The sequence below is a fragment of the Streptomyces sp. NPDC047014 genome (assembly GCF_040644195.1).
Lineage (GTDB): Bacteria > Actinomycetota > Actinomycetes > Streptomycetales > Streptomycetaceae > Streptomyces.
Map to the genome: position 1 here is coordinate 29,288 of NZ_JBEYVX010000009.1, position 16,456 is coordinate 45,743.

Consider the following 16,456-nt stretch of genomic DNA (forward strand, 5'->3'; position numbering starts at 1 on the left):
ACTCCTCGGGACCGCGAGCGCGATGACGGGAGCACCGATGAATCTGCGCGACGAACTTCCGGTCGATCACCCGCTCAGCCGGGTCTACCGCATCGGCGCCGCACTCTGCGGGCTTCTCCTCCTCCTCTTCGGCTGCCTCGGCTTCGCCGGCAGTCTGTCCTCCTTCGACACCGCGGGCCAGCAGATCGCCGGGCTGTCCACGAACGGCCTGCTCAGCACCATCTCCGTAGTCGTCGGGCTGCTGCTGTTCGTGGCCGCGCTGATCGGGGGGAACGTCGCCTCGACCGTCAACATCGTCGTCGGCGTGCTCTTCGTACTGAGCGGCTTCGTGCACCTCTTCCTCATCGGCCGGCCCGCCAACCTCCTCGACTTCGGCATGTCGAACGTGATCTTCAGCTTCCTGATGGGTCTGTTGATCATGACCTTCGGCATGTACGGCCGCGTCAGCGGCGGCCTGCCCCACGACAACCCCTACTGGCAGCAGCGCCACCCCGGCCGACCGGCGGCCGATCCCGCCGCGGCCCGCCCGCGTACGGCATCCGGGGCCCTGGCCAAGGCCCAACTGCCCCGGCGCTGAGGGGGTGAGGGAACGATGGCCGTGAACCATCCACGCGTGCTGGTGGTGGGAGCCACGGGCGAGCTGGGCACGCTCGCCGTGGACGAACTGCTCGGGCGCGGCGCGGAGGTCGCCCTGTGCGGCCGGGACGCGGACCGGCTGGCCCGCCTGGCCGAGCGCACCGGCTGCCCGGCCCGCCGTATCGACGCCTACCAGCTCGACGACTGCGCTACGGCGGCCCCCTGGGCGGCGACCGCGCTCGGCGGGCTCGACGGTGTCCTGGTCACCGTCGGGGTGGCGGGCTTCGGGCCGGCGGCCACCGTCCCGGACGCCGTCGCGGAGCACCTGATGACCGTGAACGCGCTGTGCCCGATGGCGGTGCTGCGCGGTGCCGCGTCCACCGTCGGGGACGGCGGATTCCTCGCCGCCGTGACCGGCGCGATCGTCGACACCCCGCTCACGGGGACCGCCGACTACGCCGCCGCGAAGTCCGCGCTCTCCTGCTGGCTGGGAGTCGTAGGCCGCGAACTCCGACGGCGACGGGTGGCCGTGGTGGACGCGCGGCTTCCGCACATGGCGACGGGCTTCGCCACCCGAGCCGTCACGGGCAGCCCGCCGTCCCTCGCGCGGGCCGCCGACCCCGGCGGGGAGGTCTCCGTACTGCTCGACCAGCTCCTGGGGCACCTGCGCGATGCACCAGCCGCCGTACGGACCTTGCCCCTGCCCTGACCGCCACAGAGTTCGACCCCGACACCGACACCGACACCGCCACCGACACCGATTCGGACGCAGGTACCGAGCCGAGCCCTGGACCGAGACCGACCGAACAGATCGGAGCACATCATGTCCACACCCAAGGTCCCGCCCGGAGAGACGCCCCCGGCAGAAGGCTCGACGGCGTCCGCCCATGTCGAACGCGCCGACGGAGGGGTCTGGGAGCACCCGAAGGCGTTCCTCGCGCTCATCGTTCTCGGGTCGCTCATGGTCGCCGCGTTCTTCATCGCCCGTATCTGGGGGTGGTGATGGCCGCTGCGGGGGACGGGAGACCCGAGGAAGCCGTCGGGATCACCACCGGGGCCGTCGCACGACGCCTCGGCGTCTCACCGACCACGGTGCGGTCCTGGGAGCAGCGCTACGGGATCGCGCCCGCAGCACGCCAGGGCGGAAGGCATCGGCGCTGGACGCCGGACGACGTCGCGATGCTGGACCGGATGTGCCGGCTGACGACGTCCGGGATCCCGCCGGCCGAGGCCGCCCGGGTCGCCATGGCCGGCCGTACCCCGGCAGCGTCACCCGCACCGGACGCGGTAGACCCTGCGACGGCCCCCACGCCCCGGGCCGCCGCAGGCAGCGGCCTGCCCCTGGGGGCGGTGCGGCCGGAGTGCCGAGGGCTGGCCCGCGCCGCCGTCCGGCTCGACAGCCCCGCCATCGACTCCCTGCTCACCGAGGTCCTGCGCGAACACGGCCTGGTCACCGCCTGGGAGGAGGTGATGGCCCCCACCCTCCACGCGGTGGGCCGCAAGTGGGGTACGACAGGGGACCGGTACGTGGAGGTGGAACACCTCCTCTCCTGGCACGTCTCGACGGCCCTGCGCAAGGCCGCCGCGGCAGCACCGCTGGACGCCGCCCCCGTACTCCTCGCCTGCACCCCCGCCGAACAGCACACCCTCCCGCTCGAGGCCCTCGCGGCGGGGCTCGCCGAGCGCGGCTGGCCGACGAGGATGTTCGGCGCGGCGGTCCCGGCGGAGGCCCTGGACGAAGCCGTACGACGCCTCGGCCCCGCCGCCGTAGCCCTGTGGTCCCAGTCCGCCCCCACCGCCGACCCGGCCCTGGCCCGCCGCGTCACCCGCACGGGCTTCGGCCTCCGGGGTGCCCGTACGGCCCCGCTCGTCCTCCTCCTGGGCCCGGGCTGGCAGCCGTCCCCCCTCATGCCGGGCACCTCAAGACCCCGGGGCCTCCGCGCAGCCATCGAAGCGGTCTCCCACCTGTACGCGGAACCCCGCACCCGCTCCACGGCCTGAGCCCGGCCGCGCCCGACGGACGACCAGTACCACCGCGCCCCCGTCTACCCTGGGCCGGTGGCGAATCAGGGTGGGGAAGAGGCCGTGGGGGAGTGGGGGGAGCTCTTCGACGGGATCGAGGCTCTCGTGGGGCTGACCTCCGTGCGGCGGGCGTGGGTGGGTGGGTTGCGGTGCGTCGCGCCCGGGGATGTGCTCGTGCGGTTGCTGGATATGGACAGCTCGGTACTGGATTATCTGCCGGCCGATGCGCTCGATGCCGCCATCGCCCACCCCGATCGCAGGATCCGTGGACGACTCGCGGAGATCCGCCGGGACATGGGCGTCGATCAGTGGGCGCGGCTGATCGCGGGCGAGGAAGCCGGCACCCGCCGTGATCGCTTCCGGGCGCTGGCCGTCTGGCACTGCCCCAGGCCGGATGTGGACCGGTTCGCGCGCTGGGCCCGTGACCCGGACCCGCAGGTGCGGCTGCGGGCGCTGTGGTTCCGGGGGCTTCCGGAGCCGCTGGCCCTCGCGCTCGCCGGGGATCCGGATCCGGAGGTACGTGCCGAAGCCTGCGGGCCCGCCTGGGCGGGGCTGGACGCGGCCCGGCGGTCCGCCCTGCTCGCGGACCCCGCGCCCGAGGTGCGCGAGGCGGCGCGCCTGCGGGCCCGGTACGACCGGCCCATGGCGTGTACGGAGTTCGACGCGCTCGGCACAACGGAGCAGTGGCGGGCGGTCCCCGTCCAGCTGCTCGCCCGCGACCTCGCCGAACACTTGGTCCGCCACCCGGAGAGCGGGCTGCGGGCGACCCTCGTCCGCAACGAGCGCCTGGACCCCGACCTGATCACCGCACTGGCCCACGACGACGACCCCCACGTGCGCGCATCGGTGGCGGTCCGGGCCGACGTCAGTGAGGCGCTGCGCGCCGCGATCCACGCGGGCCTGCCCGCGTCCACCGCGTACTGGCGGGTGGGCTGGGTCGAGGAACTGCACGACGATCCCGAGGCGATGCGCCGCCTGGCCGGATCCGCGAGCATCGCCATCCGGCGCACCGTCGCCGGAGCCCGCCACCTGCCCCCGGACGTCGTGGACCGCCTCGCCCGCGACCCGGACCACCAGGTGCCCTACAAACTGGCCACGTGCTGCGCGGACGCCACCGCCGAACTGCTGCTGGAGCTCGCGCAGCGGCGGTCCGGTGGGCACCTCGCGCTGGACCACCCGAACTTCCCCCGCCACGACCTCCTCCGCTTCGCCGACGACCCCGACCCGCTGCGGCGTCGACTGGCCCTGGAATCCCCGGAGTCCACGAGCGACCTCGCCGAACGCCTCGCCGACGACCCCGACGAGCGGGTGAGGGCCCGCGCCGCGGCCGACCCGCGACTGTCGCCCGCCACGGTCCTGCGCCTGCTCGACTCCACCCCGCAGACCCGCGAGGCCGCCCTCCGCAACCCCCGCCTGCCGGTCCCCGTCCTGATCCGCCACCTCCGCGCAACAGACCCGGCCACCGCCGGAGCGGCCGCGGCCAACCCGGCGATCCCGCCGACGGTCGTCCGGAGACTGGCCCAACTGTGCCTCGCCGCGCAATCGTCCCCTGATCCGTGACGAGCGATCAGTTCACCGATGACGTGTGGATCACCAGCGCGGAGCGCGGGCGGCGCCTAGACTGGGGGTTGTTGATCATGTACCCGTCGAGTCGGAGGAACACACACGCATGCGCTATCTCCCCCTGGGCACGTCCGGTCTGCTGGTTTCCGCCGTCGGGCTCGGCTGCAACAACTTCGGCGGGCGGCTCGACGCGCAGGCCACCCGTGCCGTCGTGGACGCCGCCCTCGACGCGGGCATCACCCTGCTCGACACCGCCGACATCTACGGCAACGCCGGCGGCTCCGAGGTGTTCCTCGGGCAGGCCCTCAAGGGCCGCCGCGACCAGGTCGTCCTCGCCACCAAGTTCGGCTACGACGGCGTCGACATGGGCTACGGCCCCGCCGCCGGGTCCCTCGGCGGGCGGGGTTACGTACGGCGGGCCGTCGAGGAGTCGTTGCGGCGGCTCGACACCGACCACATCGACCTGCTCCAGCTCCACAGCCACGACCCCGCGACCCCCGTCGCGGAGACCCTGGCCGCGCTGACCGAGCTGGTCGCCGAGGGCAAGGTCCGCTACATCGGCCACTCCAACTTCACCGGCTGGCAGCTCGCCGAAGCCGCCCACGTGGCCCGCGAGACCGGCGCGGTCCCCTTCGTGTCGGCGCAGAACGAGTGGTCCCTGCTGGAGCGGTCCGTCGAGCGTGAGCTGGTCCCGGCCGCGCGGCACTACGGCGTCGGCGTGCTCCCGTACTTCCCGCTCGCCAACGGCCTGCTGACCGGCAAGATCCGGCGCGGGGCGGCCGTCCCGGCCGGGTCCCGCCTCGAAGGCCGGGACTCGTACATCACCGAGGAGCGGCTGGACGTGGTCGAGGCGCTGGCCGCGATCGGGGAGAAGCACGACCGCAGCGTCCTGGAGCTGGCCATCGGCTGGCTCTCCGCCCGGCCCGGCTGCGCCTCCGTCATCGCGGGCGCGACCTCCGCCGAGCAGGTGCGCGCCAACGCGGCCGTCGCGGACCGCCCGCTGGACGCCGAGCTGATCGCCGAGATCGACGCGATCGCCCCGGCCGTGCCCGCGTAGCACCGGGAACGCCGACGGGCGGCGGCCGTCACCGGCCGCCGCCCGTCCACATCGCACCACAGGCTCAGGACACGATGTCCTTGCGCGCGAACCCGCGGAACGCCAGCGCGAACAGCACCAGCGCGTACGACACCGACACCACCGCCCCCTTGGCCATCCCGCCCCACTCCAGCTGCGGCTGCAAGGCGTCCGCCCACGCGAACTGCCAGTGCGCCGGCAGGAACTCCCGCCAGGAGCCCAGCGCCGTCACCGCGTCCAGCACATTGCCGACGATGGTCAGGCCCACCGCGCCGCCCACCGCACCCAGCGGCGCGTCCGTCCGCGTCGACAGCCAGAACGCCAGCCCCGCCGTGACCAGCTGCGACACGAACACGAAGGCCACCGCCAGCGCCAGCCGCGGCACCGTGTCCCCGGCCGGCAGCGCCCCGCCCGCCGGGAGTTTCAGCGGACCCCAGCCGTACGCCACCGTGCCCGCCGCCAGCGCCACCACCGGCAGCAGCACGATCGCCGCCAGGCTGAACCCCAGCGCCACCACGAGCTTGCTCCACAGCAGCCGCGCCCTCGGCACCGGCGACGCCAGCAGATAGCGCAGCGAGGACCAGCTCGCCTCCGAGGCCACGGTGTCCCCGCAGAACAACGCCACCGGCACCACCAGCAGGAAGCCCGCCGATACGAACAGGCAGGTCGCGGCGAAGTTCGCGCCCGAGGCCGTGGCCGTGTCGATCAGGGTGATCCGGCCGTTCCCGCGGCCCCGGCTGTCCGGTCCGCCGCCCACCGCGAAGGCGATGATCATGATGAAGGGCAGTGCGGCCAGCACCCCGCCCATCACCAGCGTCCGCCGGCGGCGCCACTGCCGCAGCGCCTCCACGCGCAGCGGCAGCGTCCGGCTCGCCCGGTAGCCCGGGGCCGTCTCCGGGGCCGTTCCCGGCGCCGCCCGCCGCTCGCTCGTCACCGTGCTCACGCCGCACCTCCGATCAGGGTGAGGAACGCGTCCTCCAGTCGCCGGTGCGGCCCCACGGCGGACACCGGCACCTCCAGCCGTACCAGTTCGGCGATCAGCCCCGCGGCCGTCGCCCCGTCGAGCCGTACGAGCAGCCCGTCGTCGGCGGCCACCACGGAACCGACCCCCTCCAGCGCCGCCACCTTCTCGGTGGTCACCTCGTCCACCGGCCCGGCCAGCGTCACCAGCAGGGTGTCCCCGCCGCCGGTGATCTCGCCGACCTCGCCCGCCGCGACCCGCTGCCCGCGGTCCATGACCACCAGGTGGGTGCAGGACTGCTCCACCTCCGACAGCAGATGGCTGGAGACGATGACCGTCCGTCCGCCCGCCGCGTAGCGGATCATCACGTCCCGCATCTCGCGGATCTGCGGCGGGTCCAGCCCGTTCGTCGGCTCGTCGAGGATCAGCAGGTCCGGCATCCCGAGCATGGCCTGCGCGATGGCCAGCCGCTGGCGCATACCCTGCGAGTACGTGCGCACCGCGCGCTCCAGCGCGTCGCCCAGGCCCGCGATCTCCAGCGCCTCCGCCATGTGCGAGTCCTCGGCGGGGCGGCCGGTGGCCTGCCAGTACAGCTCCAGGTTGGCGCGGCCCGTCAGGTGCGGCAGGAAGCCCGCGCCCTCCACGAAGGCGCCGACCCGCGACAACACCGGAGCCCCGGCCCGTACGGCGTGCCCGAACACCCGGATCTCCCCGGCGTCCGGCGAGATCAGGCCCATCAGCATGCGCAGGGTGGTGGTCTTCCCGGCCCCGTTCGGCCCGAGCAGCCCCAGTACCTGCCCCTTCTCCACCCGGAACGACAGGTCCCGCACCGCGTAGCGGTCCTGGGACTTCGCGTACCGCTTGCTCAGTCCGGTGATCTGCAGCGGTACGCCGGCCAGCGCCGGGTCCGGCCCCGCCGCCCCGGCCCCCGCTCCGCGCGAGCCCGCCGGGCCCCGCCCGCCGCGCCGCAGGCCGAGCAGCGCCGCGGCCAGCGCCAGGGCGCCCAGCGGCAGCCCCCAGATCCAGGCGGGCATACCCGCAGTGGCCGTCCGTACCCCGGCGGCGACCGGCACGGCCAGCGAGCCGTCCACGGCGACCGTGTAGGCGGCCGGAGCGACGGGGGAGGCGTAGCCGAGGTCGGTCGCGGCGACCACCAGCCGCAGCCGGTGCCCGGCCGCGAAGGAATGGTCGATCGCGGGCAGCGCCAGCCGCACGGAGGTGCCCTGCTGGGCGCCCTCCACCCGCACCGGGGCGACCAGCTGGGAGGGCAGCACCTGCTGGCGGCCGTCCGGGCCCACGTCGTAGACCTTGCCGAAGAGCACGGCCGCGCCGTCGGCGGCTGTCGACCTCAGGTTCAGGGTGACAGTCGGGCTGCCGGTGATCCGCAGGTCCTCGCTCAGCGGCGCCGATTCGAAGCGGGCGTTCTGGCCGGGGAAGTCCAGCGAGAGCCCGGCCCCGAAGGAGGCGAGCTGCCCGCCGATTCCGGGCAGGGAGGACAGCGCGGGGGGTGCGCCGCCCGCCGGGTTGGTGAACGTCTGCTCCCGCCCGGTCAGCGCGATCTCGCGCGGGCCGGAGGCCAGCCCCGGGTAACGGTCGCCGCTCGCGCCGCGCAGTATCACCTCGCCGTCGGTGGAGTCGATGCCGCCGGAGCGCGAGACGCGGAAGGCCGGGCCGGTGTCCGCGCCCTCGTCGCCCTTGAGGTGGCGGTCGAACCAGGCGGCCACGCGGGCGTCCACCCGGTCCTGCTCGCGCATGCCGCCGTCGTGCCCGCCGGCCGCCCAGTCCACCGCCACGGGCGCGCCGTTGGCCGCGATGGCCTTGGCCATGGCGTCGGCCTGGTCCAGCGGGAAGAGGGAGTCGTCCTGGCCCTGCACGATGAGGGCGGGCACCTTGATGCGGTCCGCCACCGCCGAGGGGCTGCGCCCCTCCAGCAGGGCGCGCGCCTCGGCGTCCGGCTTCCCGGCCACGGCGACCCGCTCGTACATCGCGCACAGCTCGGGGGTGAACTTCCCGCAGACGGGATCCGCGGCAGGCCCGCTCGCGGTCCCAGCATCCGTCCCGGACCCAGCACCCGTCCCGGTTCCCGTGCCCGGCGCGGCTCCCGCCGGGGCCTCGGGCCGCCCGTTCCCGGCGTCCTGGGGGCGCCCGTCCCCGGTCCCCTGCGGCGCGGTGCCGCCCTGCTGCATCCCGTCGGCCGAGCCGGTGGTGAAGAAGACCCCGGACCACAGCTTCTTGAAGACCCCGTTCGGAAAGAGCGAGTCCGCGAGGTTCCAGTAGGTGATCTGCGGGGCGATCGCGTCCACCCGCGGATCGTGCCCGGCCGCCAGCAGCGCGATCGCGCCGCCGTACGAGGCGCCGGCCACCCCGACCCGCGGGTCCCCGGCCGCGTCGAGCCGGACCTCCGGCCGGGCCGCGAGCCAGTCGAGGAGCCGGGACACGTCCTTGACCTCGTGCTCGGGATCGTTCAGCCCGATCCGGCCCCCGGAACGGCCGAAACCGCGCGCCGACCAGGTCATGACGGCGTACCCGTCGCGGGCCAGCCGCTCGGCCTGCGCGCGGACATCGTCCTTGCTGCCGCCGAAACCGTGGCCGAGCAGCACGGCGGGGCGTTTCTCCCCGCCCCGCGCGCCGTCCGCGCCGTCCGCCGTGAAGAAGGAGGTGTCGATCCCGGCGCCGGGCATGTTCAGGACCTGGTCCTGCCGGTGCACGGCGGGCGCGTCGCCGGACGCGGACGCGGCCGTCCACGTACCGGCCCCCGCCACGACGGCCAGCGCGGCGGCGCCCGCGAGCAGGCGGTCCCGGCGGCGCCGGGGCATTCGGAGCTTCATAGAGGCAGCCTAAAGGCCCGGCCACGGGCCCCCGAGCACCCACAGGCGGAACTCCGGCCCTTCTCCGGGAGTACTCCACGGCCCGCCCGTACCGCAGGTGCGGTACGGGCGTCCGACCTGCGCGGTACGCCGCCGGACGGCAGGATGGCCGCATGCTGCTGGCCGATGTCGCACGCGTGTCCCGGGAGGTCGCCGACACCTCCGCCCGTTCCCGCAAGACCGCCCTCCTCGCGGAGCTGTTCGCCGCCGCGCCGCCCGACGAGGCCGGGCTCGTCATCTCCTACCTCGCCGGGCGCCTCCCGCAGGGCCGCCCCGGCATCGGCTGGCGCACCCTCGGCCAGGAGACCCCGCCCGCCCCGGAGCCCACCCTCACCGTCCGCGAGGTCGACACGGCCGTGAGCGAACTCGCCGCCGTCGCGGGCGCCGGGGCGGGCGAGCGCCGCCGCGGCATCGTCGCCGCCCTGCTGGGCGCGGCCACCGGCCCCGAGCAGGCGTTCCTGCGCGGCCTGCTCTCCGGCGAGGTGCGCCAGGGCGCGCTGGACGCGGTGGCCCTGGAGGGCGTGGCCGCGGCCGCCGGGGTCCCCGCCGCCGCCCTGCGCCGGGCGGTGATGCTGGACGGCTCCCTGCCCCGCGTGGCCGAGGCGGTGCTCGCCGAGGGCGCGGCCGCGCTGGAGGCCGTCACCCTGCGCGTGGGGCGGCCCGTACAGCCGATGCTGGCGGGCACCGCCGCCTCGGTGGCGGAGGCGCTGGCCGCGCTCGGGCCGTGCGCGGTGGAGGAGAAGCTGGACGGCATCCGCGTACAGGTCCACCGCGAGGGGGACGACGTACGGATCTACACGCGCTCCCTGGACGAGATCACCGGGCGGCTCCCGGAGGTGGCCGAGCTGGCCCGGGAACTGCCGGGGGAGCGTTTCATCCTCGACGGGGAGGTCATCGGCCGGGCACCGGACGGCCGGCCGGTGCCCTTCCAGGAGATCGCGAGCCGGGTCGGCTCCCGGCTCGACGTGGCGGCCGCCCGCCGCACCCTGCCGGTCGTGCCCTACTTCTTCGACGTGCTCGCGGCGGGCGAGGACGTCCTCCTCGACCTGCCCGTGAGCGAGCGGTACGAGGTCCTGGCCGCCCTCGTCCCCGAGAACGCCCGCGTCCGGCGGCTCGCCGTCCGCGACCCGGAGGCGCAGCGGGCCGAGGCCGAGGAATTCTGGGCCCAGACCCTGCGTCACGGCCACGAGGGCGTGGTGGTCAAGGCCCTCGACGCGCCCTACGCGGCGGGCCGGCGCGGCAAGCAGTGGCTCAAGGTGAAACCGGTGCACACCCTGGACCTGGTGGTGCTCGCCGCCGAATGGGGCCACGGCCGGCGCACCGGCATGCTGTCGAACCTGCACCTGGGGGCGCGGGCCGCCGACGGCGGCTTCGCCATGCTCGGGAAGACCTTCAAGGGGCTCACGGACGAGATGCTGCGCTGGCAGACCGCCGCGCTGACCGCCCTCGCCACCTCCGACGACGGCTTCACGATGCGGGTGCGGCCCGAGCTGGTCGTGGAGATCGCCTACGACGGCCTCCAGCGCTCCACGCGCTACCCGGCGGGGGTGGCGCTGCGCTTCGCCCGGGTGCTGCGGCACCGTCCGGACAAGGAGGCGGCGCAGGCCGACACGGTGGAGACGGTGCTCGGGCAGGAGCACGCGCCCTGAACCCGGCGCACTGCCCGGTCCGGCGCGCAGAGGCGTCGTAGGGCGGCGATAGACCGGCGGGGCAGGGTGGTCCTCCGCGTGCCGGTCCGCGAGGGCCGGTGCGCGGCACGGCGGGGGGCGCCCCCGCCGTCCCGTGTCCCGCCGCCGTGCCAGGAGCCGCCATCGTGGACGTTGACTCCGTGCTGTCCCGCCCGCCGGTACCCGGCGGGCAACGTGCCGCCGCACCGCCGCCGAAGGGGCTGCGGCAGCGGGTCCGGGCCGCCGCGCCCGGGATCCTGCACGGCGGCGCGGCGGTCGCCGCCGTCCTGCTCGCGCTCGCGGCCGCCGGGGCACTGATCGGCGAGCCGGTGCTCATCCCCTCCCTCGCGGCCAGTGCCGCCGTGCTGCACTACACCCCCGGGCTGCCCACGGCGCAGCCCCGTACCGTCGTGCTCGCCCACCTCCTGGGCGCCGCCTCCGGCTACGCGGTGCTCGCGGTGGTGCCGGGCAGTCCCTGGAGCGCGGCCGTGGCGGGTGGGCTGACCTTCGCCGCGACGAGCCTCGCCCGCACCCCGCACTCGCCGGCCTGTGCCACCGCCGTGGTCGTCGTACTCCAGTCCCCGGCGCCCGCGCGGTTCCTCCCGCTGCTCCTCGGCGCCACGGTGGTGCTCGTACTCGGGGGGTACACGGCCTCGCGCCTGCGCCGGGCGGCGCCCCCGTACCCCGTCCGCTGGTGGTAGTCCGGGTAGTACCGCCGGACCACCGACCCGCGATCTTGCCTCAGAGGCAAGGAAGTTTGCCAGCGAGGCAAGTCTCTGACTCAATCGGGGCATGACATCCGGTTCCGACCCCGGTCCCGCCCCCGGCCCCGACGACGCGGGCGACGAGCTGCCCGCCGTCGCACCGCAGCTGCGCGAGCTGCGCCGCCGCGCCGGTCTCACCCTGGAGGCCGCCGCCGCCCGGGCCCGGCTCTCGCCCGCCCACCTGTCCCGGCTGGAGACGGGCCGGCGCCAGCCCTCGCTGCCGCTGCTGCTGGGGCTCGCCCGCACCTACGGCACGACCGTCTCCGAACTGCTCGGCGAGACCTCCGCCGTCGCCGACCCCATCGTACGGGCCGGCGGTCCGGGCGCCCGCGAGGCCGACGGCTGGACGTACTGGCAGGCGGGCGGCTCCGGGCGCGGCATGCAGGCGCTGCGGGTGCACGTACCCGGGGGCCGCAGCCAGGGGGAGCTGGTCCGCGTCCATCCCGGCGAGGAATGGCTGTACGTCCTGGAGGGGCGGCTGCGGCTGCACCTCGGGGAGGCCGAGCACCTGCTGGAACCGGGGGACAGCGCGCACTTCGACTCCCTCACCCCGCACCGCATCGGCGCCGCCACCGCCGGCGGAGCCGACCTCCTGTTCGTCCACACCCTGCTGCAGAGCAGCCTCGCCGGGCTGTGCCTCGGCGGGGCCACGACCACCACCACGCACCACCGATAGGCGAGGAGCCCGCCCATGTCCCCCGTGTCCCCCGCAGACAAGCCCGCCGGCGTACGCGCCCGCTTCGAGGCCAAGTTCCCGCGCGGCCTGATCATCCGGCTGATCGCCTACCTCTTCGTCGGCCACCTCTTCGCCTTCTTCGTCTACCTCCTCTTCGTCCTGGGCGGCCAGAACCAGTAGGCCCGCGGCGGGCGCGAACCGGTGCCGCGCGGCTATGGAAAGGTGAGGGGCCGGTGGCTACCCTCCGCGCATGATTTCCACGGTTGTCTGGGGCACCGGCAACGTCGGCCGTCTGGCCATCCGCGCCGTCGCGGCCCATCCCGCCCTCGAACTGTCCGCCGTCCTCGTCCACGATCCCGCCAAGACCGGCCGCGACGCCGGCGAACTCGGCGGCCTCGACCGCCTGCTGGGGGTCCGGGCCACCGACGACATCGACGCGGTCCTGGCCGCCCGCCCCCGTGCCGTCGTGTACGCCGCCTCCGGGGACGTCCGGCCCGACGACGCCCTCGCCGACATCACCCGGGCCGTCCGCTCCGGCGCCGTCGTCGTCAGCCCCGCGCTGTACCCGCTCTACGACCACCGCAGCGCCCCGCCCGAGTTCCGCGATCCGGTGCTGGCCGCCGTCGCGGAGGGCGGCGGCTCGTTCTTCGCCTCCGGAGTCGACCCCGGCTGGGGCAACGACGTACTCCCGCTGCTGCTCAGCGGACTCGGCACCACCATCGACGCCATCCGCTGCCAGGAGATCTTCGACTACTCCACCTACGACCAGCCCGACTCCGTCCGACTCCTCGTGGGCATGGGCCAGCCGATGGACTTCGAGCCGATGATGCTCCTGCCCTCGGTCCCGACCATGGTGTGGGGAGGGCAGATACGGATGATGGCCCGCGCCCTCGGCGTCACGCTCGACGGGATCCGCGAGACCTCCGAGCGCCGCGCCCTCGACACCACCGTCGCCACCCGCACCATGGGGGAGTTCGCCGCCGGGACCCAGGGCGCCATCCGCTTCGAGGTCCAGGGCATCGTCGCGGGCGAACCCCGCATCGTCATCGAGCACATCACCCGCATCCACGCCTCCTGCGCCCCGGACTGGCCCGCCCCGCCCGACGGCGGCGACGGCGCCCACCGGGTGATCATCGAGGGCCGCCCCCGTATCGAGGTCACCGTCGCCGCCACCGACGAGGGCGAGAACCGCTCGGCCGGCGGCAACGCCACCGCCGTCGGCCGCCTCGTCGGCGCCATCGACTGGCTCACCGAGGCCCCGCCCGGCCTCTACGACGCCCTCGACGTCCCCCTGCGTCCCGCCGTCGGCAGACTCGGAAGGAAACCGTCATGAGGATCGACATCCCCGAAGGCCAGCACCCCATCGAGTACGTCTGGGGCGACATGGTCCCCGGCATCGGCATGGCCGCCGCGAACTTCTCCCTCTCCGTGTACGCCCACACCACCCTCGGCCTGCGCGAGTTCGAGGCGGCCCGGCTGCGTGTGGCGCAGATCAACGGCTGCGTCTTCTGCCTGGACTGGCGCACCGAGCGGGACGGCGCGAAGGTCGAGGAGGAGTTCGCGGACGCGGTCACCGCGTGGCGTACGACGGAGGCGTTCGACGCGCGCACCCGGCTGGCGGCGGAGTACGCCGAGCGCTACACCCTCGACCACCACGGGCTGGACGAGGAGTTCTGGGAGCGGATGACCGCGCACTACAGCCAGCTGGAGATCGTCGAGCTGACCATGAGCATCGGGTCCTGGCTGGCCTTCGGGCGGCTGAACCATGTGCTCGGGCTCGACAGCGTCTGCGTACTCCCGGGGCACTGAGCGGGCAACGAACCGGCACGCGGGGGAGTGGGGCAGTCATGGATGAGGGGCCGTCCGGTGCGTGCGGACGGCCCCTGCCGCTGGGGGGAGACGCGGCGCTACGCGAGGTCGGTGGCGATGATCTTCTCGATGTTGCGTTCGGCGAGTGCGGTGATGGTGACGAAGGGATTCACGCTCGCGTTGCCGGGGATGAGCGCGCCGTCGATCACGTACAGGCCGGTGTAGCCGTGCAGGCGGCCGTAGTTGTCGGTCGCCTTGTCCAGGACCGCCCCGCCGAGGGGGTGGTAGGTGAGGGTGTCGTGCCAGATCCGGTTGCCGCCGAACAGGTCCACCCGGTAGATCGTCCCCTCCTTCCGGTTGATCTTGTCGAAGATGGTCTTGGCCATGGCGATGGACGGCTGCTTCCAGGCCGTCTGCCAGTTGAGGTCGACCGCGCCGGTGGCGGCGTTCCAGGTGAACTCGGCGCGGTGGGGGTTCTTCGTGATCGACAGGTAGAAGGAGGCGTAGGTCTCGATCCCGGTGGGGAGCGGGGCGACCTCGGCGAAGGCGCCGCCGGCGTCCCAGTTGTCGATGCCGGAGCAGGGGATCGTCGACTGGAGTTTGCCGGTCGGGTCCCACATGTGGTTCGCGCGGCCGCACATGACGTTGCCGTTCTCGCCCCAGCCCTTGCCCACCTCGCCGTTGAGGGCGGGCAGCGCCCCGGTGGCCTTGAGCCTGACGAGCAGCTTGCTGGTGCCGACGCTGCCCGCCGCGAAGAACACCCGGTCGGCGGTGACGGTCTTGGTGGCGACGGCGGCGCCGGTGGTGTTCAGCTGCTCGATGGTGACCGTGTAGCCGCCGCCCGCCGCGGGGGAGACCGAGGTGACCTTGTGCAGCGCGGAGACGGTGACCCGGCCCGTGGCCCTCGCCTGCGCGAGGTAGGTCTGGACGAGGGACTTCTTGCCCGCGTTGTTGCCGTAGAGGATCTCCCCGCCCAGGGCCGACTTGGTGACGGTGCCCGCGGCCTCCTTCTTCATGTAGTCCCAGTCGTACACGTCGGGTACGAAGGTCCAGGCGAAGCCGGAGCGCTGCGCGTGCTTGCGGCCCACCCGGGAGAACTGGTAGCAGTCGGCGGTGTCGAACCAGGCCGGGTCGATCATGCCCACGCCGAGACCGGCGTTGGCCCGCGGGTAGTAGACGTCGTACATCTCGTCGGCGTCCACCGACGGGAGCACGGCGGCGAAGTTGGCGCGCCTGGGCGTGACGGCCATGCCGCCGTTGACCAGCGAGCCGCCGCCGACGCCGCGCCCCTGGTAGACGGTGATACCGGCGAACTCCTCGGCGTCGAGGATGCCGGTGTAGCGGGGCACGTCCTTGTCGATGGGGAAGCCGAGGAAGTTGCTGAGCGGGGCCTTGGTCCGGGTGCGCAGCCAGAACGACCGGTAGTCGGGGCTGGTCACCTTCGGGAAGACCTTGCCGTCCGGGCCGGGGGTGTCCCACTGCATCCCCATCTCGACCATCTGCACGTCCACGCCCGCCTGCGCGAGCCGCAGCGCCGCGACGGAGCCGCCGTAGCCGGTGCCGATGACGAGTGCCGGGACGCGTGCGCCGTCGCCGATGGGTCCGGCGGGGGCTGCCGCCGGGGCGGCAGCGGCGGCCGGGCCCGGGGTGAGGGGACCGGCCAGAGCCAGCGCCCCGACGATGGAACCTGTTCTACCGAGGAATCCGCGTCGTGAAATTCCATTGGAGCCGGTTTTGGGCAGGGCTTTTTCGCCCATGTGACGTTCCTCACTCTCGATGGAATGGGAACGAGTTCTACTGCTGCCCGCGTGTGAAGTCACTACATACGTCTAGGTAACTTTCGGTCGTGAACCTGGCCGGAGAGGCCCGGTTGCCGCCTCCGGACCCAGCCCAGTACGAGCACGGAGGCCACCGCCGCGAACGCGCACCAGGTGGAGGCGAATTCCAGCCGCCACACAGCCGCGCAGGCCAGGGCCCCGGCGGCCAGCACCGCGCCGAGCACCCGCAGGGCGCGGTCCCCGGACAGCAGCAGCGCCCCGAGCGTGGCGAACAGATAGCCCGCCAGGACCAGCGGCATCCACGGAACATTCACGCCGTAGCCGATCACGCGGCCCCGGATCTCCGCCGTCACCGGCCGGGTGGCGAGGGCGTACGCGAGCACCGCGGCGGTGGCCAGACCCACCGCCAGGGGCGCCCACAGCCTCCGCCGCGCTCCCGGCGCGGCCGCGAGCAGCACCCCGGCCGGCACCCACAGCGGCAGCACGGGCAGCGCGATCACCGCCCAGGCGGTGGCCGCCGCGGAGCACCCGCCCCCGGTGTTCCAGACCGCGGCCTCCACCAGCTGGTGCACGCCCAGCAGCAGCGGCAGCGCGGCCACCGGCAGATCACGGGCCCGCCGGACCCGCGCCACGCAGACCAGCCCGACGGCGGTGACGCCCGTGCCCGCCACCACATCGGCCGTGGCGCTCCAGCACAC

16 protein-coding genes are annotated in these 16,456 nt (G+C 74.3%); 12 read left to right on the forward strand and 4 right to left on the reverse strand.

Going from position 1 to position 16,456, the window contains the following annotated elements:
* Positions 1 to 37: 37 nt before the first annotated feature.
* The 6 genes from ABZ873_RS08375 to ABZ873_RS08400 all read left to right on the forward strand — a co-directional run bounded on the left by ABZ873_RS08375 (position 38) and on the right by ABZ873_RS08400 (position 5,218).
* On the forward strand, positions 38 to 577 hold the full coding sequence (locus ABZ873_RS08375) for a DUF4383 domain-containing protein (RefSeq protein WP_360867152.1): 540 nt from the start codon (positions 38 to 40) through the stop codon (positions 575 to 577).
* Positions 578 to 592: 15 nt separating this feature from the next.
* Positions 593 to 1,285: an SDR family oxidoreductase gene (locus ABZ873_RS08380; protein ID WP_360867155.1), complete on the forward strand. Its 693-nt coding sequence runs from the start codon at positions 593 to 595 to the stop codon at positions 1,283 to 1,285.
* Between the two features lie 114 nt (positions 1,286 to 1,399).
* On the forward strand, positions 1,400 to 1,579 hold the full coding sequence (locus ABZ873_RS08385) for a DUF6480 family protein (RefSeq protein ID WP_360867158.1): 180 nt from the start codon (positions 1,400 to 1,402) through the stop codon (positions 1,577 to 1,579).
* Complete coding sequence (locus tag ABZ873_RS08390) at positions 1,579 to 2,577, forward strand: MerR family transcriptional regulator (RefSeq protein ID WP_360867161.1); 999 nt, start codon at positions 1,579 to 1,581, stop codon at positions 2,575 to 2,577. The genes ABZ873_RS08385 and ABZ873_RS08390 overlap by 1 nt, the downstream gene beginning before the upstream one ends.
* A 57-nt stretch (positions 2,578 to 2,634) precedes the next feature.
* The gene (locus ABZ873_RS08395; RefSeq protein ID WP_360867164.1) at positions 2,635 to 4,158 is read left to right on the forward strand and encodes a PE-PGRS family protein; all 1,524 of its coding nucleotides are present in this window, start codon (positions 2,635 to 2,637) and stop codon (positions 4,156 to 4,158) included.
* Positions 4,159 to 4,267: 109 nt separating this feature from the next.
* The gene (locus ABZ873_RS08400) at positions 4,268 to 5,218 is read left to right on the forward strand and encodes an aldo/keto reductase (protein WP_360867167.1); all 951 of its coding nucleotides are present in this window, start codon (positions 4,268 to 4,270) and stop codon (positions 5,216 to 5,218) included.
* Between the two features lie 64 nt (positions 5,219 to 5,282).
* Here the strand turns inward: ABZ873_RS08400 and ABZ873_RS08405 are convergent, their stop codons facing one another.
* Positions 5,283 to 6,170 carry an ABC transporter permease gene (locus ABZ873_RS08405; RefSeq protein WP_360867468.1) on the reverse strand — a complete coding sequence of 296 codons (888 nt, stop codon included), beginning with the start codon at positions 6,168 to 6,170 and terminating at the stop codon, positions 5,283 to 5,285.
* A 5-nt stretch (positions 6,171 to 6,175) separates the two neighbouring features.
* Complete coding sequence (locus ABZ873_RS08410; protein ID WP_360867170.1) at positions 6,176 to 9,025, reverse strand: alpha/beta fold hydrolase; 2,850 nt, start codon at positions 9,023 to 9,025, stop codon at positions 6,176 to 6,178.
* Between the two features lie 152 nt (positions 9,026 to 9,177).
* On the opposite strand from ABZ873_RS08410, the gene ABZ873_RS08415 reads away from it, so the two are divergent.
* From ABZ873_RS08415 to ABZ873_RS08440, 6 genes are all read left to right on the forward strand, one after another.
* A complete protein-coding gene (locus ABZ873_RS08415) occupies positions 9,178 to 10,713 on the forward strand; it encodes an ATP-dependent DNA ligase (protein ID WP_360867173.1) in 1,536 nt (511 codons plus the stop codon).
* A 164-nt stretch (positions 10,714 to 10,877) separates the two neighbouring features.
* The gene (locus ABZ873_RS08420) at positions 10,878 to 11,432 is read left to right on the forward strand and encodes an HPP family protein (protein ID WP_360867176.1); all 555 of its coding nucleotides are present in this window, start codon (positions 10,878 to 10,880) and stop codon (positions 11,430 to 11,432) included.
* A gap of 91 nt (positions 11,433 to 11,523) precedes the next feature.
* Positions 11,524 to 12,171: an XRE family transcriptional regulator gene (locus ABZ873_RS08425; protein ID WP_360867179.1), complete on the forward strand. Its 648-nt coding sequence runs from the start codon at positions 11,524 to 11,526 to the stop codon at positions 12,169 to 12,171.
* Positions 12,172 to 12,186: 15 nt separating this feature from the next.
* Entirely contained in the window at positions 12,187 to 12,351 is a 165-nt protein-coding gene (locus ABZ873_RS08430; protein WP_360867183.1) for a DUF6126 family protein, read from the forward strand.
* Between the two features lie 70 nt (positions 12,352 to 12,421).
* A complete protein-coding gene (locus tag ABZ873_RS08435; RefSeq protein WP_360867186.1) occupies positions 12,422 to 13,504 on the forward strand; it encodes a dihydrodipicolinate reductase in 1,083 nt (360 codons plus the stop codon).
* Entirely contained in the window at positions 13,501 to 13,980 is a 480-nt protein-coding gene (locus tag ABZ873_RS08440; RefSeq protein ID WP_360867188.1) for a carboxymuconolactone decarboxylase family protein, read from the forward strand. Before ABZ873_RS08435 ends, ABZ873_RS08440 begins: the two co-directional genes overlap by 4 nt.
* A 98-nt stretch (positions 13,981 to 14,078) precedes the next feature.
* Here ABZ873_RS08440 and ABZ873_RS08445 read toward each other — a convergent pair whose 3' ends face one another.
* Both ABZ873_RS08445 and ABZ873_RS08450 read right to left on the reverse strand, forming a co-directional pair.
* Positions 14,079 to 15,737, reverse strand: coding sequence for a GMC oxidoreductase (locus ABZ873_RS08445; RefSeq protein ID WP_360867191.1), 1,659 nt, complete (start codon positions 15,735 to 15,737; stop codon positions 14,079 to 14,081).
* A 62-nt stretch (positions 15,738 to 15,799) separates the two neighbouring features.
* Entirely contained in the window at positions 15,800 to 16,456 is a 657-nt protein-coding gene (locus ABZ873_RS08450) for a DUF6629 family protein (protein WP_360867194.1), read from the reverse strand.

Excerpts from the sequence above, each read along its gene's own strand:
- ABZ873_RS08375 (WP_360867152.1), top strand. The coding sequence starts at position 38 with ATGAATCTGCGCGACGAACTTCCGGTCGATCACCCGCTCAGCCGGGTC.
- ABZ873_RS08380 (WP_360867155.1), top strand. The coding sequence starts at position 593 with ATGGCCGTGAACCATCCACGCGTGCTGGTGGTGGGAGCCACGGGCGAG.
- ABZ873_RS08385 (WP_360867158.1), top strand. The coding sequence starts at position 1,400 with ATGTCCACACCCAAGGTCCCGCCCGGAGAGACGCCCCCGGCAGAAGGC.
- ABZ873_RS08390 (WP_360867161.1), top strand. The coding sequence starts at position 1,579 with ATGGCCGCTGCGGGGGACGGGAGACCCGAGGAAGCCGTCGGGATCACC.
- ABZ873_RS08400 (WP_360867167.1), top strand. The coding sequence starts at position 4,268 with ATGCGCTATCTCCCCCTGGGCACGTCCGGTCTGCTGGTTTCCGCCGTC.
- ABZ873_RS08410 (WP_360867170.1), bottom strand. The coding sequence starts at position 9,025 with ATGAAGCTCCGAATGCCCCGGCGCCGCCGGGACCGCCTGCTCGCGGGC.
- ABZ873_RS08415 (WP_360867173.1), top strand. The coding sequence starts at position 9,178 with ATGCTGCTGGCCGATGTCGCACGCGTGTCCCGGGAGGTCGCCGACACC.
- ABZ873_RS08425 (WP_360867179.1), top strand. The coding sequence starts at position 11,524 with ATGACATCCGGTTCCGACCCCGGTCCCGCCCCCGGCCCCGACGACGCG.
- ABZ873_RS08430 (WP_360867183.1), top strand. The coding sequence starts at position 12,187 with ATGTCCCCCGTGTCCCCCGCAGACAAGCCCGCCGGCGTACGCGCCCGC.
- ABZ873_RS08435 (WP_360867186.1), top strand. The coding sequence starts at position 12,422 with ATGATTTCCACGGTTGTCTGGGGCACCGGCAACGTCGGCCGTCTGGCC.
- ABZ873_RS08440 (WP_360867188.1), top strand. The coding sequence starts at position 13,501 with ATGAGGATCGACATCCCCGAAGGCCAGCACCCCATCGAGTACGTCTGG.
- ABZ873_RS08445 (WP_360867191.1), bottom strand. The coding sequence starts at position 15,737 with ATGGGCGAAAAAGCCCTGCCCAAAACCGGCTCCAATGGAATTTCACGA.